Here is a 23369-nt window from a genome sequence, read left to right as displayed (position 1 = left end):
ATTATGAAAGTAGTTTTATGTATGAATGAAAATGAATTAAAAAAATTAGTTTTGGTATTTGCAAAATATAATATAAAAATTAAGCATAGTGATTTAATGATTACTCAAATTAATGAGCAACCAGCAACGTTAGATGCTGGTACTTACATGCCAGATCAAATGGTGGAATTAATATGTAAATTTATGAAAACCCAAATTATTAAAGATATATGGAATTTGTAACATAATTGTAACTTACGAAGAATTTTTTAGCATGGTATGGTTGAAATTGTTGATAACAGTACTATTTTAATAAGGAGATTGTATTAATGCCAAGAAATTTTAAAGAAGAATTAATGTTTACTGGAATGATGGCTGGAATGATGGTTATTGTTATGGAAGCATATAATATTGCTATTGCAAGTGGTGTTAATTCAGGTTTTGTTTTAGATGTTTTAAAAGGTTACCCATTAGCTTTAATTGTTGCTGCTATTTTGGATTTAGCATTAGTAGGACCAATCGTTAAAGGAGTCTTTTTTAAATTTATTTTTAAACCTGAATGGGAAGAAACACCAATTAAGATTGCTTTATGGATTTCATGTCTAATGGTCTTAGGAATGGTAACATTAATGTCACTATTTGGGATTATTGTAACATTTGGTTTAGAAAATATTTCTTTTGGAATTTATGTACATGCATGGATTTTTAATTTAATCGTTGCTCTACCATTACAATTAATTATTGTTGGTCCTATTAGTCGTATGGGACTAAATAAAATTCAATCATCAGGTAGTAATTCTAATGAAGTTTAAACAAAGATAGATGGCTATATTTAGCTGTCTATCTTTTTATTATATATAAAATAAATTTTTTAAATATACCATATAATTGAATTTTAGATTGATACTTATAAAAAGATAGTGAAAAAATATGCAAATACCTTTATCATAGTGATATATGAATACGTAAGCTAAAGGAGAATTAAAATGATTAAAATTGTAACTGATTCAACGGCATTAGTTCCAGATAAAATAGTTGAAGAATTAGGAATTAAGATTATTCCTCTAAATGTAAGTATTGGTGATCAATCATTTAAAGATAATATTGATATCAATGGTAAAAAATTAATTAACTATCTTGAAGATAATCCCAAAGGTGATTTTCCAATTACTAGTCAACCATCAATTGGTGATTTTGTTGAATTATATAACAGTATTACTGCTAATGGGGATACTGTATTATCAATTCATATGACAGATTTATTAAGTGGAACTGTACATGCTGCCCAACAAGCAGCACAAATTGCTGATGGTACAGTTAAAGTTATTAATACACACTTTATTGATCAAAGTTTAGGTCATATTGTAACTAGTGCTGCTAAGTTAGCTAATTCAAATGAATATAATCTTGATGAAATTTCAGCAGCAGTAGATAAAATGATTGAAAATAGTAATTTGTATATTGGTGCTAGTACTTTAGAAAACCTGGTTAGAGGCGGTAGAATTAGTAAAGCCAAGGGTATTATTTCAAAGTTAATTAATCTTCATGTTATTTTTGAAGTTTTACCTAAAGACATGGATTTAAAAGTTAAAGGTCGTGGGAAGAAAACATTTACTAAATGGTTGGATAAATATTGTGAAAGTATAAAAGATGAACAACTTGAATTTATTGGCATTAGTTATACAGGTGATGATACTTTTCCATTAATAATAAAAAAACGTCTAGAAGAAATGCTCCCAGACGCTGATATTTCAATGTTATATACTTCTGCAATTGTTGCCACACATACTGGTAACGATGCCTTTGCTGTTATGACCTGCAAAAAATGGTCTTAAAGGAAAAAGCTAAATATTATCCCTAAAATACCACCGATAATTGGTCCTAGTAATGGCACAATAGAATATTTCCATTGTGATAATCTTTTATCGTAAGTTCTTGAGAAGAAGAAGCGAGGGATAATATCACGAGTAGGGTTAAAGGCAGCACCAGTAATTGGTGCGATAACCGAAATGATAATAGTCATCAAGATGGATGACCAAATAGTCTTAATCCACCAAGGACTTTGTACATTAGAGGATGTTTGAGTATTTACCACAATTAAAAATGTACCAAATATTTCCCATCCAAAATTAGCACGCCAATTATTAATGTTTCTTGGAACAGTTGCATAAAAGTTAAGATTTAATGGTAAGCTTCTAAGCCATTTAGACCAAACTAGTTTAACTGTTAATGATGCTAACCAAGCTCCAAGAATTTGTGTAATGACTTCACCAACAAATATCCAGAAACTTATTTTTCCGCTGACAGCTAATGTTAATGAAACTACAGGATTAAATCCAGCAGTGCCAAAGAAAATAGTTGTTATGAATGAAGGAATTAGGATACTAAGCCCCCAATAAAATCCCGTTAGGAAACGGTTCTGATGCTTTGGAAATAAGAAGTAATTAACCACAACACTGCTTACTAGTCCAAGCGATAACATAATATATGTACCGATAAACTCTCCTAATAATGATTTCATTGATTGATTCCTCCTTTGCTAAATATTTTATATTAAAATTAAATAATATTTATCATAAAAAAGCAAGCCATAAATATAGGCTTGCTTTTTTATGCTTCCCAAGCATCTAATGCTTGCTCATTTTTACCTAAATAATTGAAAGCTTTTTTAGCAATTTCAGGTGCCTTTTGATTTACAATTTCACTATTGTGATCGTAAACATCGTTTAAGTATCCAACACCAATATTGTAAAACTTTTCAGTTCTGCCAAATCCTTGATCATTGAATAAGTTATCTAAGTTTTTAATGTTACCTTTACCAGTTTCATAAATTTTATTAGCAACATCGACATCGTTGCCTAATCTTTTAGCTCCATATTCTACCAAAAAGTCATCCATATCATGAATGATTTTTTCTTCCATATTAAGTATTTTCTTTTTGGTCATTTTAATCACCTCATACTTAATTCTAGTTCTAGCTTTCATTTATTATCAAGTAGGTTGCTTTTAAAAAAATAATCACTATACATTTTGTATAGTGATTATTTTGATTATTCTTTATCTAATTTAATTTGTCCACTGATGCTGAACAATATAGTTAATAGTACAGCCATAAATCCACCAACAACAATTCCATTATCTAAGATAATTTGTGCTGATTTAGGGAATGAACTAAAGATTTGAGGGTAAACGGTAACACCAATACCTGATCCTACAGCAATTGCAACAATTAATAAGTTAGCATTTTTATTGAAATCAACTTGTTGAAGAATTCTAATACCCTGAACTCCAACCATTCCAAACATTACAATCATTGCACCACCAAGAACTGAGCTTGGCACTACTGTAGCAAAAGCACCAACCTTAGGTAATAATCCTAAAATTAATAAGAACAAACCAGCATAGTAAATAGGGCGCTTAGTTTTGATTCCTGATAATTGTACAACTCCAACATTTTCAGAGAATGTTGAGTATGGAAAAGTATTAAAAATTCCACCAAGCATAGCTGCAATTCCCTCTGCACGATATCCTTTGGCTAATTCTTTACTACTTAATTTACGATTAGTTAAATCACCTAAAGCTAAAAATACTCCAGTAGATTCAACCATTGTAGTTAATGAGACCAAAATCATTGTTAAAATAGCTGACCAACTAAAGTGAGGGGTACCAAAGTAAAATGGCTGTGGTAATTTAAACCAGCTAGCACTTGAAACTGAGCTTAATGAGATCATCCCCATAGCACCAGCTAATCCAGTTCCAACAATCATTCCAACTAAGACTGAGATTGATCTTAAAAAGCCTTTACCAAAAATGTTAATTATTAACACAACTACCATTGTAACTAAACCAACAGTTAGATTTTGAGCATTTGCAAATGTTTTAGCACTAGCATCACCACCACCTAAATCTTGCACGGCAACTGGAACTAATGAAAATCCAATAATTGTAATCAATGATCCAGTTACAACTGGTGGGAAAAATCTTCTTAATTTTGAAAATAGTCCAGAAATTAAGAATACAAACAATCCAGAGCAAATAATTGCACCGTAAATATAGGTAACGCCTAGAGTACCGCCAATTGTTTCAAGTGGCGTAATAACTTGGACTGCACATCCTAAGACAACTGGTAATCCAATTCCTGTAATAGGGGTACGTTTAAGTTGAAGCAAGGTGGCGATCCCACACATAAAAATATCTGCAGAAACTAAATAAGTCATTTGAGCAGCATTAAAATGTAGAAATGCTCCAATTAATAACGGTACTATGATATCACCGGAATACATAGCTAATAAATGTTGTAGACCTAAAACAGCAGCCTTTAAATGTGAAACTTGCTTTAAGCCTTTTTCACTATTATTCAAAATAATCCTCCTAAATTTTACTATTGACCTATATGTAAATATGCAAATAAAAAAATCCCTATGCATAAGCAAAAGGACTTAGATCATTTCGCTTATAGTCTGAAATTTAAGGTTCCAGGTAGAAACTTACTAACCATATTTTAGTAATTATATAGGCAACAAAATATATATTATTAAAATAGATAATATATTAAAATATTAAAAAAAGCAACCTTACCATATTATATAATTGTGATAGTAATTAATTAAATGTACAATATAGAGTATTAGTTTCTATATTATTGGGAGGCATTTAGTCTTGAAGAAAATATTAGCAATCCATACAGGTGGAACTATTTCTATGTCTCAAGATGATAGTGGAGAAGTAGTTCAAAATGAAAAAAATCCTATTGCAAATCAAGATAATTTATTAGGTCGTAATATTAAAATTGTAAATGAAGAATTGTTTAACTTACCTTCACCACACATTACGCCAAAAGTAATGTTGAAAATTGTTAAACGTATTAAAGAAGCAGAACATGAAGGATACTATGGTGTAGTTGTTACGCATGGTACTGATACCTTGGAAGAAACTGCATACTTTTTAGACTTAACATTAAAAAATGATATGCCAGTAGTTGTCACGGGTGCAATGCGTTCTTCTAACGAAATTGGATCTGATGGACTTTATAACTTATTGAATGCCGCAGCTACTGCAGCAAGTGAAGATGCAAAAGGCAAGGGTGTCTTAGTAGTAATGAATGATGAAATTCATACTGCTAGATATGTAACTAAGACACATACTACGAATGTAGCAACTTTTAGGACCCCAACTTTTGGGCCAATTGGAATTATTAGTAAACATCATCCATCATTTTTCCAAGAATTAATTCAAAGTGAAGTAGTGGATATTAATAATGTTGTTGATGGTGTTTATTTAATTAAAGGTTTTGCCGGCATGGATGGAACATTATTTGATGCTTTAGATAACGGTAAAACTAAAGGATTAGTCATTGAAGGCCTTGGAGCAGGTAATTTACCACCTGAAACATTACCATCACTACAAAAATTATTAGATCGTAATATTCCAATTATCTTAGTATCAAGATGTATCAATGGAGTTGCTCAAGATATCTATGCTTATCATGGTGGTGGTATTGAACTGCAAGATATGGGACTAACTATTTGTCATGGATTAAACGGCCAAAAGGCTAGAATTAAATTAATAGTAGGTCTTAGTGCTGGTAAATCAGGCCAAGAATTAGCTCGTTTTATGGGCAACGCAATTTCTTAAAATTTGAGGTTTTTAAATATGGAGTATGTACTAGAAGAAATAAGGAAAGCATACCTAAATCACTTGTTAGTTAATATTTATTTAGTATCAGGTGATATTTTTTATACTGGTTATATTGACCGATATAACGAACATGAAGTTTTGGTTAAAACTTATGAATCAACTGCAATGGCTGATGGCTTTGTTGCAATTAAGTTATTTTCAATTGAAAGTATTGAGCGTAAAAGTGAAGATTTAGATCGCATAGAAGAAAAAATGGTAGTGGTCGAAAACGATAACTTACTACAATTTTCTCCAAAACCAGTGAATTTTGCTAGTAAGATTAACTTATTTCAACAAATTTTAATTCAAAGCTATTTAGATAAACAAATGATGTTGATTCAAGAAAATGATTCAGAAAAATTTTATACGGGGATTATCAAAAAAGTTAACAATGATAGCATTGAATTTTTAGTCATCAATAAGTTTAAATTGTCTGAAAATTATTTAAAGAATTTTGCATTTAGTAATATTAGATTAATAGAATTTCAAGGTCGCGAACTTGAAACAATGAGTAAAGTCATTGATAAGGTTAGCCCTAGTGATTCCATTGCTCATACAGCTAAATCTATTAATCACATTATTGAAATGTTAACTCATTCTTTTGATCAACAAAGCTTTATCGAAGTTAATGCTAGGTATAACCACAATTACTTTTATGTTGGAAAAGTTATTATGATTAATGAGGATAGCATCATCCTAAAAGTTGTTGACATGGCAGGACAGTTTGGTGGATACGTATTGATGCGGATGTTAGCTATTGATAGTGTCACCATTAATACTGACTATTTAAAAATTATGCAATTGATGGTTCAAAATAATATTAAGCAAAAAATTGAGAGACAACCGGTTTTAAATGCCGATCGTCAATTTGATATAACTGAAAATAATTTATTATTACTGTTAAATCAATCATTAAGGATGAAACATTTAATTAGACTACAGTTAAAAAATGGAAATGTATTTTTAGGATATCCTTCTTTAATTACGAATGAATATATTAAATTTAATTTGTTAGATGAAACTAGAACTTTCTTTATTAATGATAAGGAGATTCCGGTAAATGATATTGCTGAAATTGGATTTGATTATATTCAAGCTTATTTAGATGAACGACGATTAAAATTAAATGGTGATTTGTAAAAAAAGGTACTACGCATATGCGTAGTACCTTTTTTTCATGAATTTCAGATTAAGCTAAAGTTTGTTTGATTATATTAACTTCGTCTTGATTTGGTGATTTTTCCATACTTTTAATATCGTGTAATTCTTCAACACTAAAATGTAATTTAAAAGCTAATAAAGTATCTGGGATATCATGATCCTTTTGATAATTAATGATTTCTTCAGAAATATTGTTCATTTTACGTTCCATCTGAAATGCCCCCTATGTAATTAGCATCTAATTTCATTATAACGTAATTATGAATTTACACATTAATTTAGTTTCAAAATTTGATTAACACTATTTGAACAAGAAAAATTATAATAATCATTTTAACGTAATCCAATTTATTGATATTGATATTTTTAAAGTGAGTTCTAGGACTATCTTCAACAAATAAATGAGATGTCATGCCTTCAGCCAATAAATTAGACCAGTTCAATGCCGACATAATACTCTTAAAGTATAAAGTAGGGGAAAAGAAAGTTAAATGAACATTTCGCATTGCGGCGGCTAATTTAATTTGTTTGATTTCTTTTCGGATAGTTTCAGTTAAATTAAATGCTCCTAGTACTCCATATGCAAATTTAGCAGGTAGTTTACAATTTTGTTCAAGTGTAAATATTAAATTTTTAATCGATGCAGTTTTAGTAAAAGTGGTGCCTAAAAAGACATATGCATAAACCCTTGTTGCAAGGATGATACCATAATTTGTACTACCATTTATTAGTTGAGCAGCATAAATTCCAATTGCTGGAATTATAGGTACTAAAAAAATGTACAGTAAACTTTTTAAACTGATCTTGTTTAAGATTAGTATTAATAAACTAACAATTATAATGATAAAATTTAATATCAAGTTTTGCGTAAATGATATCTCAATTGCAATTATTAATATAGTGATTAATTTAAGCGCTGGATCCATTTAAAAAGACTCCTTATACTCCAATTTTCTATTGCTTAAGGTTACATGAAAGTCTACTAATTCTTTTAGTTCATATCTTTGATGGCTAATAATTATTTGAGTTTGACCTCTTGTTTTAGCCAACTTTATCATGTCGTTTATAACTTCAATTGATTTTAAATCCACACCCTTAAAGGGTTCGTCTAGTAGTAAAACTGAATGACCCATAATCAGCATTGATAGAATTTGCAACTTTTTTTGTTGACCTTCACTTAGCGAGTATACTACTTGATCTAATAAGGATTCTAAGCCCAAATTTTTGATGAAATTGTCGATTTCTATCGTGGAAAATAGTTTATAATTATGTTTTTTTATTGATAATTGAATTTCTTCTTTGACGGTTAATTTAATAAATTGTTTGTTTGAATCTTGAAAGACAATACCAATGTTTTTGTAATATTTAGCAATTCTTATTTTTCTGATATTTTTTTGATTAAGTCTAATTTCACCATTAAAGGGGTGCATTTTGATTAGAGTGTTAAATAATGATGTTTTACCAGAACCATTCTTACCAGTAATTAGCGTTGTATATCCTTGATAGAAATTAATGCTATTGTTCTGAATTAATTTTTTATCACCATTATTTATAGATATATTTTTAAGCTCTAGGGTAATAGGCTGCTTATTTGGTATGGAACATTTTATCGCAGGAGATATTTGAAACTCTTCAAACTTTCTAATAGATGCTTTATATGAAATAGACTTAAAAGTATTATTATTATATATAATTAAATTATCAAATATTTTTTCGTACAAAGACAAATCATGGTCAACGACGATGATCGTTTTTCCCATATTTTTTAATTGATTTAATTTTCCAATCAATATTTGTCTAGTTTCATAATCAACGCTAGCAAAAGGTTCATCCAATAAAATAATATTGGGATTTATTGCATATATTATGGATAATGCTACTCTTTGCTTTTCACCACCTGATAAAGTATCAAAAGGATGATATATAATATTACTTGTATTACCAAATTGAATGGCTTCATTAATTTTTTTGCTGATTTTATCCTTTGGTAATTGCAAATTTTCCATGGTAAATATTAGTTCGTCATATCCGTTTTGCATGCAAAACTGTTGATTGGGATTTTGAAACATCATAGCAATTTGTTTTCTAAATGAAAGTTCATTAATTAAATTAATATCTTTTTGATTTAAAAATATTTTACCAGAAGAAATACCTTCATTATATTTTGGATACAGTCTCGCAATGATCTTTAACAAGGTGGATTTACCACAACCAGAAGGCCCATGAATTATTGAAAGTGTTTTAGGTGCAAAATTTAAATTTACATCATTAAATATTGGCATCTTATTGTTTGCATAGTTAAATTTTAAATTTTTAATAGTTAATGTAGCCAAGTTATTTTACTCCTATTATTTAATTACATTGCTTCTAGTTAACATGTTAGTAACTAATTTGGTTAAAATGCCACCAAATATAAATATTGATATCATTCTAGTGATGAATAATAAAATTAACATATGAATACTATAAGCACTATAACCATTTTTGAAGCAGTCCCATATAAATGTGATAATGGTTGTAGTTAAAGTGGTGCTAATGATTCCAATCCAATCGTAATGTTTATATTTCGTTAGAGTAAAACCCAATTCAGAGGCTATACCTTGAATAAATCCACCAATCATAGTGGCGGCACCCCATTGTCCACCTAGAAACATTTCTACAATTGATCCCAAAACTTCTGATAATATGGATGCTCCAGGAGCCTTAAAAATAAAACTAGCTAATGGGGCTGCCATAATCCACAAACCAATTAATATATCGTTGGCAAATGGTGCTAAACCAAATGGGGTTAACATTAATGATAAAGAATTATATATAAAACCAGTAGCAAAGAAAATAATTCCGCATATAATAGAAATTAAGGTTAGTAATATAATATTTCTTAAATTCCAAGTTTTTTGCATATTGTTTCTCCTTCCGGGGGCATAAAAAAAGAGCCCCAAAAAGTTTGGAGCCCTTTAAATTATTGTTGAATGCACAACGATATAAGGTAAAAGGTATTGTTTTCCTTCGCAGGGATTATCCTGAATCAGGTACAATGGGTTTATCTCAGCCTAAACGGCACCCCAAACATTAATAATATTTATTTCATAAGTACTATACAATTAAATTAAACTAAAATCAACCTATATTTATATACAGAAAGTAGAATCAATGATGAATAGAAAAAAATTAGTCTTTTTTGTTGCTATAATAATTACCTTTATAATAGGTCTCGGATTTATTAGTAAAGGTTCAATTTTTACAAAATCTTTTAATAAGATTGAAAATCAAGATCATAATATTGATTTTAAATACAATTTAATTTCGCATAAAATAAAACCCAAATTTTTAGGTGAAGCAGAAGCTATGATAGCCATTGATGCCAAAAATGGTCAAATAGTTTACGCACATAATGAAAACAAACCAGAAAAAATCGCATCATTATCTAAATTAATGACTTTATATTTGGTAATTCAAAAAGCACAAAAAAATCATGGCTGGAATCAAATTGTTAATACCACTAATCCTAATTTAGTCAGAATGAGTCATAGTTATGATTTAGGTGGCTTTGATTTTAAGAAAAATCATAAGTATACAGTTAAGGAACTTTATAAGGCAGCTTTAATTCGCTCATCTAATAATGCTGCAATTGCTCTGGGTGAATGGGTAGCAGGTAGTAATAAAAAGTTTATTAATATGATGAATCAACAAGCTAAAATCTGGGGATTGAAAGCACATTTTGTATCATCATCTGGTTTGGAGAATAGTGACCTTAAGCATTATGGATATAATCAAGTTGGCAATGATAATGATGGTAATGAGGTCTCTGCAAAAGATATTGGTAAAATTGCAGTTTATATTTTAAAAGCATATCCATCAATTGTTGATGATTCAAGCCAAGCTGTCACTTATGATGGTGACCAAACTATTTATAATGAGAATGGTTTATTACCTGGAAAAGAATTTTATGATCCTAGTTTAGGTGTGGACGGACTAAAGACTGGTTATACTGATTCTGCGGGGTTATGTTTTGTTGGCACAGGTAAAGTAAAAGGCAAAGATCGCTTAGTAACAGTTACTTTGAATGATGATGATGAATTTAGTAATACTATTAAATTAATGAAATTTGTATACAAGAATTCTGCGTTGTACAAATAAATAAGATAATACTTCTAATTTCTATAATAATAATTTGGTAATTTTACTGATATAGTGTAGAATACTTATTATGTAATTTTACGTTTTTATTTATTTCACTTTATAGAAGGAGAAGATTTATGAAATCGAGCTGGAACTTAATTGGTTTGATTTTTTGGATTGCTCTAATTATTTATGCTGCATTTGTAGTACATAATATTGGTGTAAGAAGAAGTAGAATCATTTTAAACAACAATTATTCCTTTTCATGGAAACATTTGTACAAAACTTTAGCACAGCTTATTATTTTGTTTTTGGGATTAGGTTTCATGATATTTGAAACTTTTAATTCAAATATTAGAGCTAAAGATGTTTCAATTAAAAGAGAATATAATCCATTAGTATTGGATACCAATGGTAAAAATTCTTACTATGTTAAAGTATTAACGCAAAAAACTCCTAATTTGAATCAGTCTTATTCATATTTAATTAAAAATAAAATAAATCAAGTTTCTAGTAATTCATCCAATGTTTTAATGGGGGATAATAATGCAATTAATATTCCTAATTTTGCTTTTGATTGGAAAAAACAAAGCATTAAAAAATTAGATGATCGTTATCAAAAGGCTTGGGTAATTAAAGTTAAAGCTACTTATAAAAACAACTTTTTGAATGGTATAGGGATGCATGCAGGTAGACAAGCACATGAATATACTTTAATCAGAGTGCCCGATAGCTCATTCATTTATAAAAATTAATTAAAATAGTCCAACAATCTAATGATTGTTGGACTATTTTTACATATATTTAGTTGGATTTTTAACAGGAATGTTTAAAATATTTTTACTGATATTGTCAGCTGCAGTTAAAATATCATCTTTAACTCCAGGTCTAGGAATAGCACTTGTAACGAAATACAAACCTTCAGTATTTAATCCCCAAGTAAACATATTAGGTTCACCTTTTACTTGATCATTTTCAACATTAATATCGATAGATGAATTATTAACATCATCATCTGCTAATTTAATGACTTGTGGTTTGATAATATTATTTTTCTTTAAATTATTTAATAATGGATTATCTGTAATATTGAGGTTTGGTGCATTTGTTCTGGCCTCAATTAAGGCATCACCTTGAATAATTTGGTGTCCATAGAATGCAGAACGAGTTATAAATTTATGGTTAGCACCAATAACTTGCATTTGAGGAGGTAAAATTTCAACAATACCAGCGTTAATTAATGCTAAAAGTTCTTCACTTCTAATTACTGGGGCACCCATTGATAAGAATTTAATGTTTGATGAAAATTGTCCTTTATATTTACTTACATAATCTTCATTTGATAATAAATTATTAGCTAAAACGTATCTAATATTGTTTCTTAAATCTCTTAACATTTCCAGTGCACCAATAATAGGGCCTGTCTTAGATCCTAATCTGGCATCATTGATTACTGTTGATAACCATGTTTTGACATGTTCTTGGTAATCTTCCATGTTAGTAATTTTGATGCCAGCAGCAGGATTTAAAATTAAATTCCAATTGAACATAGCTTCACTCGATAATCCTGATTTTTTAACCACCTCAATTGGATTATCACTATTTAAAAATTCATTTTGAAATGATTCTAAGTTAATTTTAGGATAATCTTTTTGGATTAAAAATGTATAATAGTGATATTCAACATCTAATCTTAATAGCTTTTGAAAATCTTCAAACGGCAATTTACCATCTTTAAGATATTTATTAATATTATCTTTAGTTAAGAAATAAGCTGGGTAGTTCTCATCAAATTGCTTTTGACTAATTGCTTTGGGATAGTATGGGATGCCACGTCTTGATCCAGCAAAAATTTTTGGTTCATTTCCAGATCTATGGTAACTTAATTTACCATTTTCATCCTTGATAAATTTACCACCACGTTCTTTAGTTAAACGACTTACATAATCATTGAAGCTAAGCCCTAATCCGCGAATGATTACAGTACTTTGATTATTAATGCTTGATAGATCAACTTCATCTGCATATTCAGGGAGAATGTAAGTTAGATTGTTCTCACTAGCATATTTTTTAAAAGACTTTTCAGTGTTAGATAACTGATTTTCTTGTTGTCCTAAACTAAATACAACTTTATCAACAGTATAATCTTTCTGTGATTTTACAATGAATTGCTTACTATCTTTTTGAATATCATTAACTGTTTGATTGAGATGCAATGAAAGATTAATATTGTTATCCTTGCTAATCTTATTTTTTAACAACTCAAAGAACCAAGTGCAGTAAACTCCACAAATTGCTCTAGGAACATAACTATTTTCTTGAAGATTATTAATTGCATTAAGCAATTCTTTTTTATTTGGATATTTATTTTCATCTAATGATTGAATAAATTTGCTAGATTTATCTGATTTTATCCAATCAGCAATTGAATAACTATTATTTTGATCATCATTGAACAATGTTAGTTCATTAGCAGGGGTATTCATAATTAAGTCAATTGGTTGATTTATTTTCCAAACACGACCACCAATATTTTTTCGATCAAACAAATGAATATTTAATTGTTGATTATTGTTTTGTATTAAATTATTTAATAAGAGTAGTCCTCTTGGACCAGCTCCAATAATTGCTATATCCATATATTTAGCACTCCTTTATTATATTAATAATGTTAACATGAAATGATTTAAAATTTGCATTTTTGATTTTAAAATAATTATTATCAATATGATAAAATTATAAATAAGGATGGTGTTATAAATGAGTGAATCAATTCCAGAAAATATGGATGAAGTAAAATTAAAAATGGCACGTTTAAAAATAGATGGTCATGAAAATATAAACGAAGATGCTATTATCACTAAAGCAGTTAGTGATCTATTTCAAGACTATTTGGACGAAGCTGAAGAGGGTCACTATGATACTGGAAGCTTGGATGTTGATACAATCAGCGTTGTTGGTGTAACGGGTGAGAAGATTACTGAATTTAAATCCAAAGAAAAAGATTTTATCTCAGATTTTAAAAAAGATGCCATGGCACTTTGTTTTAGATTAGAAGATGAAGCAATTAAAATTGCTAAAATGTAAAAAACGACTAGTTATGAACTAGCCGTTTTTTATTTGTTTATTTTTCAACTGGCAGATTTAAAACTTCTTGTTCAATAATATGTCCATTCATTTTATGAATCATTTCGTTATACCAAAAACCATTATTTAAATCTATTTTTTTATCCAATGCATATACTGTAAAAGTATAATTGTGTTTTTTATTAGGTGGAGTAGGACCAACATAGCCTAAACTCATAGGATCACTTTTCATATTTAATAGACTACCAGCTAAGCTATTGTATCCATGATCATATTCAATTGAATGATTTTTAGCTGCATTTTCTGGGATGTGTCTGATTTCAGGATCAATGTTAGCACCAATCCAGTGAATCCACTCAAATCCACATACTGGAATTGAATCTAAGTCAGTTAAGGAAAATGCTAATGATTTAGTATCAGCAGGAATATTATCAATATCAACGGGAAATGATATTGAAGGTCTTCCATTTTCTTTGTACTGGTTATCTGTATGTTTAGTATATTTATTTAATAAATTACCATTTTTCATTGGAATTTTAATATTCATAAATAAAAACCTCCATTTAATTTGATTTTAACCAATTTATCTTGAAAATAAAAACAAATCGTTTATAATAAATAGTTAGTTAGCTAACTAAATGTGAGGTGAAATTAAGTTGAAAGAAAATTTAGGTCGTTTAGTAAAAATAGCATCTATTCAATTCGTTAGGCATTTCGATAATATGTCGAGAAAATACGGTTTAACTAGCACTCAAATGTCAATTATTGATTTTATTAATATAAACAAGCAGAAGGAAATATTCCAAAAAGATATTGAAGAAGAATTTTATATTCAACGTTCTACTGCTTCAGTTTTATTAAAAAGAATGGAAAATAAGCAATTAATTAAGCGAATTCCTTCTTCTATGGATGCAAGAAAAAAACAAGTTATTCTTACTAATAAATCATTAAAATTACAATCTAAAATTAATGATTTTATGAATCAAAATCAAAAGTTAATTAATGATAATTTTTCTGATAATGATTTAACTGAGTTAACTAAAGGATTAAAAAAATTAATTTATATTATGGAGGATAAAAAATATGAATGAGAAAATTTCTTTAAAGGTTTTAATGTCAGTTATTGCTGCTGGTATTATGTCTTTTAGTGGTGTAGTTATTGAAACTTCGATGAACATAACCTTTCCAACTTTAATGAAAGACTTTAATATTGATACTAGTACTGTTCAATGGATGACTACTATTTATTTATTAATTGTTTCTGTTGTAGTTCCCCTATCTGCTATTTTAAAACAAAATTTTAAGACGAAGCCATTGTTTATAACTGCCAATGTATTATTTATTTTAGGTATTTTGATTGATTTATTTGCACCAAGTTTTACTTTGTTACTTATTGGTAGAATAGTGCAAGGATTAGGGACAGGAATTGCTTTGCCATTGATGTTTAATATTATATTGGAACAAGTTCCCAGTAAGAAAATTGGTTTAATGATGGGAGTTGGTAACCTTATCACAGCGATTGCTCCAGCAGTTGGACCTACTTTCGGTGGAATTGTTGTTTCTTCGATTGGCTGGCGCTATATTTTTCTAATTTTACTACCAATACTAATTATTTCTTTATTAATGGGTAGTTTTTCGATTGAGCAAAAGAGCAATATTCAACATAATAAGTTAGATTTTCTTAGTTTGCTATTAATTGTTATAACCTTTGCAGGTTTAGTTTATGGATTTAGCAGTATGGGTAGTGGAAGTATTATTAGCATTAAAGTTTTAATACCAATTATTATTGGTTTGATTGCAATTATCGCTTTATATAAACGTTCAGTTAATATTGATAACCCAATTGTTAACTTATCAATATTAAAAAATACAAAATTTTCTGGTCACGTCGTAGCTTTCTTTATCTTACAATTTATTACTTTAGGGATGTCATTCATCCTTCCTAATTATGTTCAGATAGTAAACAAACAATCTGCATTTGTTGCCGGATTAATTGTGTTACCCGGTGCTGCTTTAGGTGCTGTGTTTGCACCATTAGCTGGTAAAATTATGGACAAAGTGGGTGCTTATAAACCTATCTTCTTTGGAATGTTTGCTGGATTAATTGGATTATTATTATTCACTATTTTTGGAACTCATTTATCAAATACTATGATTTTAGTATTCTACCTAGTTTATATGCTATGTCTAGGTCTTTCATTTGGTAATATTATGACCAGTGGACTAAGCATGTTAAATGCTAATGATAGTTCAGATGGTAATGCTATATTTAATACAATCCAACAAATATCTGGTGCTATTAGTACTTCAATTATTTCTGCAGTGGTTGCGATTAGCCAAATGAATCCTAACTACAGTAAACAATTGGGAACTGCGATTGGATCAGAACATGGTTTTATTTTATTAATTATATTATTGTTATTAGCCGCAATTATTTTAAATAAAGTCGTAAGAAGAGCAAAATAATAAATAAAAATAACCTTAAGTATTAGAAATTAATCTAATACTTAAGGTTATTTTTTGTTTCAATTATTTAACGAACTTTAAAGTATAGTAGCCTTGACTATCAGAACTGACAGTGTAAGTCTTATATCCATCGTTTAACCACTTACTTTGTGTAGCTTTAGCATAATTTTGTGCATCTGTTACTGAACTAAAGGTATGTGGTTGTGTAAACATATCTTCATTACTATCATTATTTTGGTTATTGTCATTTTGTTTATCGGCATTATTTTCGTTACTGTCATTAACTTTATTATTTTTTGCCTCGGGAACAGAACTTTGCTTACTACTTCCTTTTTTGTAACCTTTATTATTTTTTTCTTGGTTAGTAGTGTTATGAGTCTTCCTTTTGTTAGATGTTATTTCTGTTTTTGGATTATTATTGCTGGAAGTAAAATGGGTTATTGCTTTTACTCCACCGATAATTAAGGCAGCGATTACAACGATAAAAATAATAATTGGCCAAATACTGACATTTGAAGAAGTTGATTTTTTATTTCCATATTCTTCTTCGTTAAAGTCATATTTCTTAATGCGATTATTTTCGTCATTATTCATATATGAATATTCCACTCCATTTCAAGTAAAATAAATTACAACATTTTATATTATAACAAAGTTTATCCACCTTCGTATAATTATTGAAATTTAAACATATTATTCGAAATATTAAAATCATAATTTTCTTATGAAAAAAGAAAGAAGGCATATCGTATGAAAATTTATTTTATAGGAACTGTTGTTATGGGCACTGGAATGATTAATAATCTACTTAAAAATAATTATGAAGTTAATGTTTTTAATCGAACTAAGGCTCATGCTGATACCGTAATTAACAATGGTGCAAAATGGAACGATAGTCCTAAATCGGTTGCTGAAAAGTCTGATGTTGTAATTACGATTGTCGGATTTCCAAATGATGTTAAGCAAGTTTATTTTGGCGATAAAGGATTATTAGCAGGCTCTAGTAAAGGTGAAATCTTAATTGATTCTACTACTAGTAAACCTAAAATTGATGTTGAAGCATTAGATGCATCTGTATCTGGAGGGGATGTTGGTGCTCAAAATGGTAATTTAACTTTTATGGTTGGTGGAGATCAAGACATTTTTAATAAAGTTAAACCTGTATTAAATTCTATGGGTAGTAATATTCAAATATTTGGTTCTGCTGGCAAAGGTCAACATACAAAAATGGCTAATCAAATCATGATTGCGGGTAACATGACAGGATTAACTGAAATTCTTGATTATGGTAAGCATGCAGTTCTTGATTTATCATCATTAGTTAAAATTGTTGGCCAAGGTAGTGGTGATAACTGGAGTCTTGATAATTATGGTCCTCGTGTATTACATGATGATTTTAAGCCTGGTTTTGCAGCAAAACATTTTCTTAAGGAGTTACGAATTGCTTTATAAGGTGCAAATGAAATGCATATAGATTTACCAGCTACTAAATTGGCTAAACAATTATATGAAAAAATGGTTGACCAGATTGATTTAGGTAGTGATGGTACCCAAGGATTAATCAAATTATATAAATAATAAAAATAGCTATACTGACTTATTAGTCAATATAGCTATTTTTTATTGAATATCATTAAAGAAGGTTAATAATTTTTCTTTAGTTAAATTTTTCTTTTCTTCTCCAGAAATATCATATGATATTTTACCTTGATGTAGAACTAATAAACGATTTCCATATTTGATAGCATCATCTAGATGGTGAGTAATCATTAAACAAGTTAATTTTTCTTTATTAATAGTATTATCAGTAATATTCATTAATTGTTCTGAAGTTTTAGGATCTAATGCGGCCGTATGTTCATCTAATAATAAAATGCCAGGTCTATTAATCGTAGCCATTAAGAAACTTAAAGTTTGTCTTTGACCACCAGATAGGTTACCAGTTGCAGTTTCTAGTCGATCGTCTAAATTATTATTCATTTTAGCAGTTATTTCTTTGAATTTACGCATCTGACTTTTAAGATTACGAGGAACTAATGAATGATTTTTACCACGTTTTTCTGCTAATAATAAATTTTCAGCAACGGTCATTCGAGGAGCGGTACCTAATTTAGGATCTTGGAAAACACGACTTAAAAATTCAGTTCTTCTTACAACCGACATCCTTGTTATATCTTTACCATTATAAATTACTTTTCCAGAATTAGGTTTTAAATTACCACCAATTGTATTAAAAAGGGTAGATTTACCGGCTCCATTAGAACCTAAAATGGTAATAAAATCTCCTGGATAAATATCTAAATTGATATTATCTAAAATATTTAATTGTTCTGGTGTATCTTCATTGACAGTTTTAACAATATTTTTTAATTGAAAGATTGGTTTAGTCATTCTTTAACCCCCGTTTCAAGACATGTTTTAAATGGAATTTACTTTCTAATGCTGGTAATCCCATGAAAATTGCTAATAAGATTGATGAAATTAAGTTTAAATCGGTAGCGTTGAAGCCTAATTGTAGAACCAGTAATAAGACTAAACGATAAATAATACTACCAATAGTGACGGCAATTAATCTTTGAATCATGGTTAAATCACCAAAAATAACTTCACCAATGATAATCGATGCAAGGGCAACTACAATGATTCCAATTCCCATATTTACATCTGAGTAACCATTATTTTGGGCTACTAATGCACCACCTAGTGCAATTAGACCATTTGAAACACTTACACCCATGATCTTCATATTATCGGTATTGATACCTAATGATTCGGCCATGTTTTCATTATCACCAGTAGCGATAAAAGCTTGTCCTAAGTCTGTTTGTAAAAAGTAAACTAGAATCGTTGTAACAATTACAATGACAATGAATCCTAGAGCAACACTATCAAAGTATGGTGGTAAAGATTGGAAAAATTTACCGCTTAATAATGTAGGCATACCAAGTAATGATTGATTAGGTTTACCCATGATTCTTAAATCAATTGAATAAGAAGCAGTCATTACTAAAATACCAGCTAATAGTACAGGAATTCTTGCTTTTGTGTATAAGAGGCCGGTTACTAGTCCAGCAATACAACCCACTAAGAAGGCAAGAATCGTTGCGATAATAGGTGAAACACCATGTGAAATAGCTGTAACAGCAGTAGCTGCTCCCATTGGAAACGTTCCTTCGACAGTCATATCAGGGAAGTCTAAAATTCTAAATGTTAAGTAAAGGCCGACACCAATGACTGCCCATAATAGACCTTGCCCAACTGCAGAAATTATTAAACTCATTTGTAGATCACTCCTTGTCTTTCAGCTTTTTGAATTAATGATTGTGGAATATTTATACCTAGCTTTTTAGCTTGGTTTAGATTAATGGCTAAATCACCACGATTTAATGTTTGAATAGGCATATTAGAAGCATTTTTACCTTTTAAAATTTGTGCAGTAACTTTTCCAGTTTCAACACCTAATTTAAATTGATTTAGTCCATATGTTGCTAAACCACCATTCTTAACAACATTAGATGCAGTAGGGAAGATTGGAACGTTACGCTTATTTGCGACGGCTACTAAAGTTTGAATGGCTGAAGCAACAGTATTATCGTTTGGAACATAAACAGCATTCACATTTTGTACCATTTGTGTGGCCACTTGATTTAAATCATTAGTGTTCGCAATAGAATATCCTTTAACTCTAATTCCTTCTTGTTTACATAATTGAGTAAATCTTTGATATTGACTAGTTGCTGAATCATCACTAGAAGTATAAATAATACCAAGGGTTTTCATATGAGGCATGATTTGTTTGATTAAATCTATTTGTTGCTTCATAGGTGGTAAGTCAGATACCCCAGTGGTATTTCTACCAGGCTTTTGATTAGAATCAACTAATCCAGCTGATTTAGGATCAGTGATAGCACCTAAAACTAATGGTCTATTTTTAACAGTATTTGCTAAAACTTGTGCTGAAGGAGTAGCAATTCCAATGGATAAATCAACATTTTCGTTAGCAAACTTAGTGCTCATAGTTTTTAAATTGCTTTGGTCATTTTCGGCATTTTGAAAATCAATTTTTATATTCTTACCAGGTTGAAAACCAGACTCCTTTAATCCTTGAATAATTCCATGATGAATGGCATCTAAAGCAGGGTGTTCAGTTAATTGAAGAATCCCAACTTCTGGAATATGATCTCGACTAATTTTCATTGGTTGTTGTTCTTTGTAATAACCAAATGCCAGTATTAAGCATAGTAATATAATTGCTGAATATAAACGTTTCATTTATGTAAACTCCTTTATTTGATGTTATTAATAAATTATTCCAATAAAAAAGCGGATAACCCAAACACTACAGGTTATCCGCTTAATTAAAAGGTTTAGCAATACCTGTGGTGTTTTGAATTCATTCCGCACAGGCTTTTTATTATTCGTGAGAAAGAAGCCGGTACAGATGCGCTTAATTATATAGACATCTAATTAAATCGCATCTGTATAAATTAATGCGATTTAATAACACCAGCTTTGCCAAGTAGAAACTAATAATAAATTTTGTAAAATATTTCTCATGGTTTCTTTCTCCTTTCATTTATTAACATTAATTCTAAAATTAAGACTTATAAAAGTCAAGCATAATAAAAAGAGTAAGCCTTATAGCTTACTCTTTTGCAGATTTATTTTATTTGTCTTATTTATCTTTGTTGTCTTCATCTTCGAAATCTTCTAAGTTGATTTCATCATTTACTTCTTTGGCATTGTGAAGATCTTTAGTTACCATAGCACTTGAAATTCCCCATTTGTAGAATACGAGTGATGAAATAATGATAACGACAAAGTCTAATGGATATGGAATCCAGTTTTGACCACCAAATGGTGTTGATCCCATGTAAGAAATAATTGAAATAAAAATTAAGTAACCAATCATCCAGAAACTTCCAGTAAATTGATTTCTAGTTTTCTTCCAACCAGTCTTCCATTCGAAATAGAAGTAGAACGGTAAACCTAATAAGATAACAAGAATTACTTTAACAGTTGTTGGCCACATTGCCCAGTAAGTTGCTAAACTTGCAAGTACGAAGGCTAACGGGGCCATAATTTTTAATAACTTCAAACGAATAGGACGTTTAAAGTTTGGTGCCATTTGTCTTAGTGCAGTAACAGTAACAGGACCAGTTAAGTAAGCAATTAAAGTAGAAGTAGAAATAACACTAGCAAGTGTACCCCAACTTCTGAATATTGCTACTAATAATACACTAATAACAAGGTTAACAACCATAGCCATTCTTGGGACACCCCAACGTTTATTGATTTTACCAATAAACTTAGGCATATGTTCATTTTGCACCATAGCTGCTAATGTACGACCAGTTTGAGCAACGAAGGAAACTCCGGTACCAAATGGTGATACAAATGCATCAAAATACAATAGTACGGCTAACCAATGAATACCTAACAAGATAGCTAAGTCAGCAAATGGTGATTGGAAATCCACTCCATGCCAACCATTAGCTAAGTCTTGAGGTACTATAGTACCGATAAATGTGAATTGTAATAGAACATAAATTACAATACTAATTGCAAGTGAAATTGTAATTCCCAATGCAATATTTCTCTTAGGATTTTTAATTTCCTTACCCATATTGATAACAACTTGAAATGCATTATATGAGAAAATAATACCAGAAGCGGTTGTAGCTGAGAAAATAGCAGCACTACCATAAGGCATAAATCCTTGAGAAGCAAAGTTTCCTGAATGGAAACCAGACATTAATAACATAATTATTGTTAATAATGGAATTCCTAGTTTGAAAATTGAAATAAAACTAGTGAATCGAGCTAATAAATTAACAGACCAATAGTTTAATAATGTAAAGACTAATATGAAAAGAAAAACGACAAATAAACCGGTATTGGATATTTCACCATTTACCAAGAAACCATGTGTCCAATGTGCCCATTTCCAAGGCCAAGAACCCATGTATTGCACAGCTGCAACAGCTTCAATTGGAATCAAAGTAACCAATGATACCCAGTTAGCCCAAGCAGCTATAAATCCTAGTAAAGAACCGTGGGTGTATTGAGCATATTTACTCATTCCACCACTTTCTGGGAACATAGAACCAAGTTCAATATAGTTGAATGCAATGGCACCAATAACGATGGCACCAACGATCCAAGATAGAATAGCAGCTGGCCCAGCAACCTTGGAAGCCTCCCAAGATCCGAATAACCAACCTGAACCAATAATGGAACTGAGTCCCAACATTACAATCTGAAATAAACCTATCTTTCCTGAATTATTATTTTTTTTCATAATACTCCTTTCATGGTCTTTAAGTATATTATCAAAAATAATTATCAGTGTAAACTGATAAAAGACCAGCATGATAAGCTTTTAAGCTCCCATTTACTATAATAATAGCATTTACAAGCATTTACAAATAATTAAATTAATAATAAAAACTATTAAAAAAATATAATATTATTAATCTTTATATTCACATATTTCAATGATATTATTTTCAGGATCATTAACATAAATGGAATTCATTTCTCCATTAGCGCCACGTACTTTTTTAGGACCATCAATAATATCTACACCATAATTTGCCAGGTGCGATGTAATATCTGATAATGAATCTTTTGTAATAATACAAAATTTACCTGAACCAGCGGTTGGATTTTTGGGGTTGTTTTTTTCATCAGAAATAATAGGTAAGAAAATTAATTTTTGTTTACCTAATTGAAATTCCAATTGCTTATCGTCAAATTTTAGGATAGGTAAATCAAATACTTCATGATAAAAACGCATGCATTTTTCTAAATCATCCACAAAAATAGTGATATTATCAATATCTTTAACTTTCATTTTTAAGTTCCTTTCTAAAATT

At 29.6% G+C, this 23369-nt stretch carries 25 protein-coding genes, 1 pseudogene and 2 riboswitches; of the genes and pseudogenes, 11 read left to right on the top strand and 15 right to left on the bottom strand.

Features of this window, described 5'->3' with window-relative positions; translation table 11 throughout:
- Positions 1-3: 3 nt before the first annotated feature.
- From C7N71_RS00845 to C7N71_RS00835, 3 genes are all read left to right on the top strand, one after another.
- A complete protein-coding gene (locus C7N71_RS00845; RefSeq protein ID WP_140935214.1) occupies positions 4-222 on the top strand; it encodes a hypothetical protein in 219 nt (72 codons plus the stop codon).
- 86 nt (positions 223-308) lie between these two features.
- Positions 309-791: a DUF2798 domain-containing protein gene (locus C7N71_RS00840; protein ID WP_105987298.1), complete on the top strand. Its 483-nt coding sequence runs from the start codon at positions 309-311 to the stop codon at positions 789-791.
- A 174-nt stretch (positions 792-965) separates the two neighbouring features.
- A complete protein-coding gene (locus C7N71_RS00835) occupies positions 966-1814 on the top strand; it encodes a DegV family protein (RefSeq protein WP_105987297.1) in 849 nt (282 codons plus the stop codon).
- On the opposite strand, the gene C7N71_RS00830 is transcribed toward C7N71_RS00835, so the two are convergent.
- The 3 genes from C7N71_RS00830 to C7N71_RS00820 all read right to left on the bottom strand — a co-directional run bounded on the left by C7N71_RS00830 (position 1811) and on the right by C7N71_RS00820 (position 4340).
- On the bottom strand, positions 1811-2500 hold the full coding sequence (locus C7N71_RS00830) for an aquaporin (protein ID WP_105987296.1): 690 nt from the start codon (positions 2498-2500) through the stop codon (positions 1811-1813). The genes C7N71_RS00835 and C7N71_RS00830 overlap by 4 nt on opposite strands.
- Positions 2501-2589: 89 nt before the next feature.
- Positions 2590-2925, bottom strand: a complete 336-nt coding sequence (locus C7N71_RS00825; RefSeq protein WP_105987295.1) for a hypothetical protein — start codon at positions 2923-2925, stop codon at positions 2590-2592.
- A 104-nt stretch (positions 2926-3029) separates the two neighbouring features.
- The gene (locus C7N71_RS00820; protein ID WP_263850844.1) at positions 3030-4340 is read right to left on the bottom strand and encodes a nucleobase:cation symporter-2 family protein; all 1311 of its coding nucleotides are present in this window, start codon (positions 4338-4340) and stop codon (positions 3030-3032) included.
- A gap of 75 nt (positions 4341-4415) precedes the next feature.
- Positions 4416-4515, bottom strand: a riboswitch (purine riboswitch).
- A gap of 123 nt (positions 4516-4638) precedes the next feature.
- Between C7N71_RS00820 and C7N71_RS00815 the strand changes: the two genes are divergently transcribed.
- Together C7N71_RS00815 and C7N71_RS00810 are read left to right on the top strand one after the other, a co-directional pair.
- The gene (locus C7N71_RS00815) at positions 4639-5613 is read left to right on the top strand and encodes an asparaginase (protein WP_105987293.1); all 975 of its coding nucleotides are present in this window, start codon (positions 4639-4641) and stop codon (positions 5611-5613) included.
- A gap of 18 nt (positions 5614-5631) precedes the next feature.
- Positions 5632-6795: a hypothetical protein gene (locus C7N71_RS00810; protein WP_105987292.1), complete on the top strand. Its 1164-nt coding sequence runs from the start codon at positions 5632-5634 to the stop codon at positions 6793-6795.
- Between the two features lie 49 nt (positions 6796-6844).
- Here C7N71_RS00810 and C7N71_RS00805 read toward each other — a convergent pair whose 3' ends face one another.
- The 4 genes from C7N71_RS00805 to C7N71_RS00790 all read right to left on the bottom strand — a co-directional run bounded on the left by C7N71_RS00805 (position 6845) and on the right by C7N71_RS00790 (position 9719).
- Complete coding sequence (locus C7N71_RS00805) at positions 6845-7027, bottom strand: LBP_cg2779 family protein (protein ID WP_105963838.1); 183 nt, start codon at positions 7025-7027, stop codon at positions 6845-6847.
- A gap of 73 nt (positions 7028-7100) precedes the next feature.
- Complete coding sequence (locus C7N71_RS00800; protein ID WP_105987291.1) at positions 7101-7742, bottom strand: ABC transporter permease; 642 nt, start codon at positions 7740-7742, stop codon at positions 7101-7103.
- The gene (locus C7N71_RS00795; protein ID WP_105987290.1) at positions 7743-9149 is read right to left on the bottom strand and encodes an ATP-binding cassette domain-containing protein; all 1407 of its coding nucleotides are present in this window, start codon (positions 9147-9149) and stop codon (positions 7743-7745) included.
- 15 nt (positions 9150-9164) lie between these two features.
- Positions 9165-9719 (bottom strand): ECF transporter S component, encoded by a 555-nt coding sequence (locus tag C7N71_RS00790; RefSeq protein WP_105987289.1) that lies wholly within the window; start codon positions 9717-9719, stop codon positions 9165-9167.
- A gap of 84 nt (positions 9720-9803) precedes the next feature.
- A riboswitch (TPP riboswitch) is annotated at positions 9804-9894 on the bottom strand.
- A gap of 78 nt (positions 9895-9972) precedes the next feature.
- On the opposite strand from C7N71_RS00790, the gene C7N71_RS00785 reads away from it, so the two are divergent.
- Together C7N71_RS00785 and C7N71_RS00780 are read left to right on the top strand one after the other, a co-directional pair.
- Positions 9973-10956 carry a D-alanyl-D-alanine carboxypeptidase family protein gene (locus C7N71_RS00785; protein WP_181399542.1) on the top strand — a complete coding sequence of 328 codons (984 nt, stop codon included), beginning with the start codon at positions 9973-9975 and terminating at the stop codon, positions 10954-10956.
- A 119-nt stretch (positions 10957-11075) separates the two neighbouring features.
- Entirely contained in the window at positions 11076-11693 is a 618-nt protein-coding gene (locus C7N71_RS00780) for an LVIS_2131 family protein (protein WP_105963833.1), read from the top strand.
- Between the two features lie 39 nt (positions 11694-11732).
- Here C7N71_RS00780 and C7N71_RS00775 read toward each other — a convergent pair whose 3' ends face one another.
- A complete protein-coding gene (locus tag C7N71_RS00775; RefSeq protein WP_105987287.1) occupies positions 11733-13577 on the bottom strand; it encodes an FAD/NAD(P)-binding protein in 1845 nt (614 codons plus the stop codon).
- Positions 13578-13698: 121 nt separating this feature from the next.
- Here C7N71_RS00775 and C7N71_RS00770 point away from each other — a divergent pair, with 121 nt between their 5' ends.
- Complete coding sequence (locus C7N71_RS00770; protein WP_105987286.1) at positions 13699-14025, top strand: hypothetical protein; 327 nt, start codon at positions 13699-13701, stop codon at positions 14023-14025.
- A 37-nt stretch (positions 14026-14062) separates the two neighbouring features.
- On the opposite strand, the gene C7N71_RS00765 is transcribed toward C7N71_RS00770, so the two are convergent.
- A complete protein-coding gene (locus C7N71_RS00765; RefSeq protein ID WP_105987285.1) occupies positions 14063-14572 on the bottom strand; it encodes a YbhB/YbcL family Raf kinase inhibitor-like protein in 510 nt (169 codons plus the stop codon).
- A 109-nt stretch (positions 14573-14681) separates the two neighbouring features.
- Here C7N71_RS00765 and C7N71_RS00760 point away from each other — a divergent pair, with 109 nt between their 5' ends.
- Positions 14682-15116 carry a MarR family winged helix-turn-helix transcriptional regulator gene (locus C7N71_RS00760; protein WP_105987284.1) on the top strand — a complete coding sequence of 145 codons (435 nt, stop codon included), beginning with the start codon at positions 14682-14684 and terminating at the stop codon, positions 15114-15116.
- Positions 15109-16491, top strand: coding sequence for a DHA2 family efflux MFS transporter permease subunit (locus C7N71_RS00755; protein WP_105987283.1), 1383 nt, complete (start codon positions 15109-15111; stop codon positions 16489-16491). The genes C7N71_RS00760 and C7N71_RS00755 overlap by 8 nt, the downstream gene beginning before the upstream one ends.
- A 63-nt stretch (positions 16492-16554) precedes the next feature.
- On the opposite strand, the gene C7N71_RS00750 is transcribed toward C7N71_RS00755, so the two are convergent.
- On the bottom strand, positions 16555-17085 hold the full coding sequence (locus tag C7N71_RS00750; RefSeq protein WP_105987282.1) for a hypothetical protein: 531 nt from the start codon (positions 17083-17085) through the stop codon (positions 16555-16557).
- Positions 17086-17241: 156 nt separating this feature from the next.
- Here C7N71_RS00750 and C7N71_RS00745 point away from each other — a divergent pair.
- A pseudogene (locus C7N71_RS00745) lies at positions 17242-18069 on the top strand (NAD(P)-dependent oxidoreductase).
- 42 nt (positions 18070-18111) lie between these two features.
- On the opposite strand, the gene C7N71_RS00740 reads toward C7N71_RS00745, so the two are convergent.
- The 5 genes from C7N71_RS00740 to C7N71_RS00720 form a co-directional block, all read right to left on the bottom strand.
- Complete coding sequence (locus C7N71_RS00740; protein ID WP_105987281.1) at positions 18112-18882, bottom strand: ABC transporter ATP-binding protein; 771 nt, start codon at positions 18880-18882, stop codon at positions 18112-18114.
- Positions 18875-19771 carry an ABC transporter permease gene (locus tag C7N71_RS00735; RefSeq protein ID WP_105987280.1) on the bottom strand — a complete coding sequence of 299 codons (897 nt, stop codon included), beginning with the start codon at positions 19769-19771 and terminating at the stop codon, positions 18875-18877. Before C7N71_RS00735 ends, C7N71_RS00740 begins: the two co-directional genes overlap by 8 nt.
- Positions 19768-20763, bottom strand: a complete 996-nt coding sequence (trpX, locus tag C7N71_RS00730; RefSeq protein WP_105987279.1) for a tryptophan ABC transporter substrate-binding protein — start codon at positions 20761-20763, stop codon at positions 19768-19770. The genes C7N71_RS00735 and trpX overlap by 4 nt, the downstream gene beginning before the upstream one ends.
- A 403-nt stretch (positions 20764-21166) precedes the next feature.
- Entirely contained in the window at positions 21167-22792 is a 1626-nt protein-coding gene (locus tag C7N71_RS00725) for an APC family permease (protein ID WP_105987278.1), read from the bottom strand.
- A gap of 171 nt (positions 22793-22963) precedes the next feature.
- Positions 22964-23347, bottom strand: a complete 384-nt coding sequence (locus C7N71_RS00720) for a VOC family protein (RefSeq protein WP_105987277.1) — start codon at positions 23345-23347, stop codon at positions 22964-22966.
- Positions 23348-23369: the final 22 nt, after the last annotated feature.

Source organism: Apilactobacillus timberlakei (assembly GCF_002993965.1).
Classification (GTDB): Bacteria; Bacillota; Bacilli; order Lactobacillales; family Lactobacillaceae; genus Apilactobacillus; species Apilactobacillus timberlakei.
This window is presented reverse-complemented; position numbering and strand designations above follow the sequence as displayed.

Excerpts from the sequence above, each read along its gene's own strand:
- C7N71_RS00790 (WP_105987289.1), bottom strand. The coding sequence starts at position 9,719 with ATGCAAAAAACTTGGAATTTAAGAAATATTATATTACTAACCTTAATT.
- C7N71_RS00810 (WP_105987292.1), top strand. The coding sequence starts at position 5,632 with ATGGAGTATGTACTAGAAGAAATAAGGAAAGCATACCTAAATCACTTG.
- C7N71_RS00735 (WP_105987280.1), bottom strand. The coding sequence starts at position 19,771 with ATGAGTTTAATAATTTCTGCAGTTGGGCAAGGTCTATTATGGGCAGTC.
- C7N71_RS00845 (WP_140935214.1), top strand. The coding sequence starts at position 4 with ATGAAAGTAGTTTTATGTATGAATGAAAATGAATTAAAAAAATTAGTT.
- C7N71_RS00775 (WP_105987287.1), bottom strand. The coding sequence starts at position 13,577 with ATGGATATAGCAATTATTGGAGCTGGTCCAAGAGGACTACTCTTATTA.
- C7N71_RS00835 (WP_105987297.1), top strand. The coding sequence starts at position 966 with ATGATTAAAATTGTAACTGATTCAACGGCATTAGTTCCAGATAAAATA.
- trpX (WP_105987279.1), bottom strand. The coding sequence starts at position 20,763 with ATGAAACGTTTATATTCAGCAATTATATTACTATGCTTAATACTGGCA.
- C7N71_RS00765 (WP_105987285.1), bottom strand. The coding sequence starts at position 14,572 with ATGAATATTAAAATTCCAATGAAAAATGGTAATTTATTAAATAAATAT.
- C7N71_RS00770 (WP_105987286.1), top strand. The coding sequence starts at position 13,699 with ATGAGTGAATCAATTCCAGAAAATATGGATGAAGTAAAATTAAAAATG.
- C7N71_RS00830 (WP_105987296.1), bottom strand. The coding sequence starts at position 2,500 with ATGAAATCATTATTAGGAGAGTTTATCGGTACATATATTATGTTATCG.
- C7N71_RS00825 (WP_105987295.1), bottom strand. The coding sequence starts at position 2,925 with ATGACCAAAAAGAAAATACTTAATATGGAAGAAAAAATCATTCATGAT.
- C7N71_RS00755 (WP_105987283.1), top strand. The coding sequence starts at position 15,109 with ATGAATGAGAAAATTTCTTTAAAGGTTTTAATGTCAGTTATTGCTGCT.
- C7N71_RS00780 (WP_105963833.1), top strand. The coding sequence starts at position 11,076 with ATGAAATCGAGCTGGAACTTAATTGGTTTGATTTTTTGGATTGCTCTA.
- C7N71_RS00800 (WP_105987291.1), bottom strand. The coding sequence starts at position 7,742 with ATGGATCCAGCGCTTAAATTAATCACTATATTAATAATTGCAATTGAG.
- C7N71_RS00725 (WP_105987278.1), bottom strand. The coding sequence starts at position 22,792 with ATGAAAAAAAATAATAATTCAGGAAAGATAGGTTTATTTCAGATTGTA.
- C7N71_RS00785 (WP_181399542.1), top strand. The coding sequence starts at position 9,973 with ATGAATAGAAAAAAATTAGTCTTTTTTGTTGCTATAATAATTACCTTT.
- C7N71_RS00805 (WP_105963838.1), bottom strand. The coding sequence starts at position 7,027 with ATGGAACGTAAAATGAACAATATTTCTGAAGAAATCATTAATTATCAA.
- C7N71_RS00740 (WP_105987281.1), bottom strand. The coding sequence starts at position 18,882 with ATGACTAAACCAATCTTTCAATTAAAAAATATTGTTAAAACTGTCAAT.
- C7N71_RS00840 (WP_105987298.1), top strand. The coding sequence starts at position 309 with ATGCCAAGAAATTTTAAAGAAGAATTAATGTTTACTGGAATGATGGCT.
- C7N71_RS00750 (WP_105987282.1), bottom strand. The coding sequence starts at position 17,085 with ATGAATAATGACGAAAATAATCGCATTAAGAAATATGACTTTAACGAA.
- C7N71_RS00720 (WP_105987277.1), bottom strand. The coding sequence starts at position 23,347 with ATGAAAGTTAAAGATATTGATAATATCACTATTTTTGTGGATGATTTA.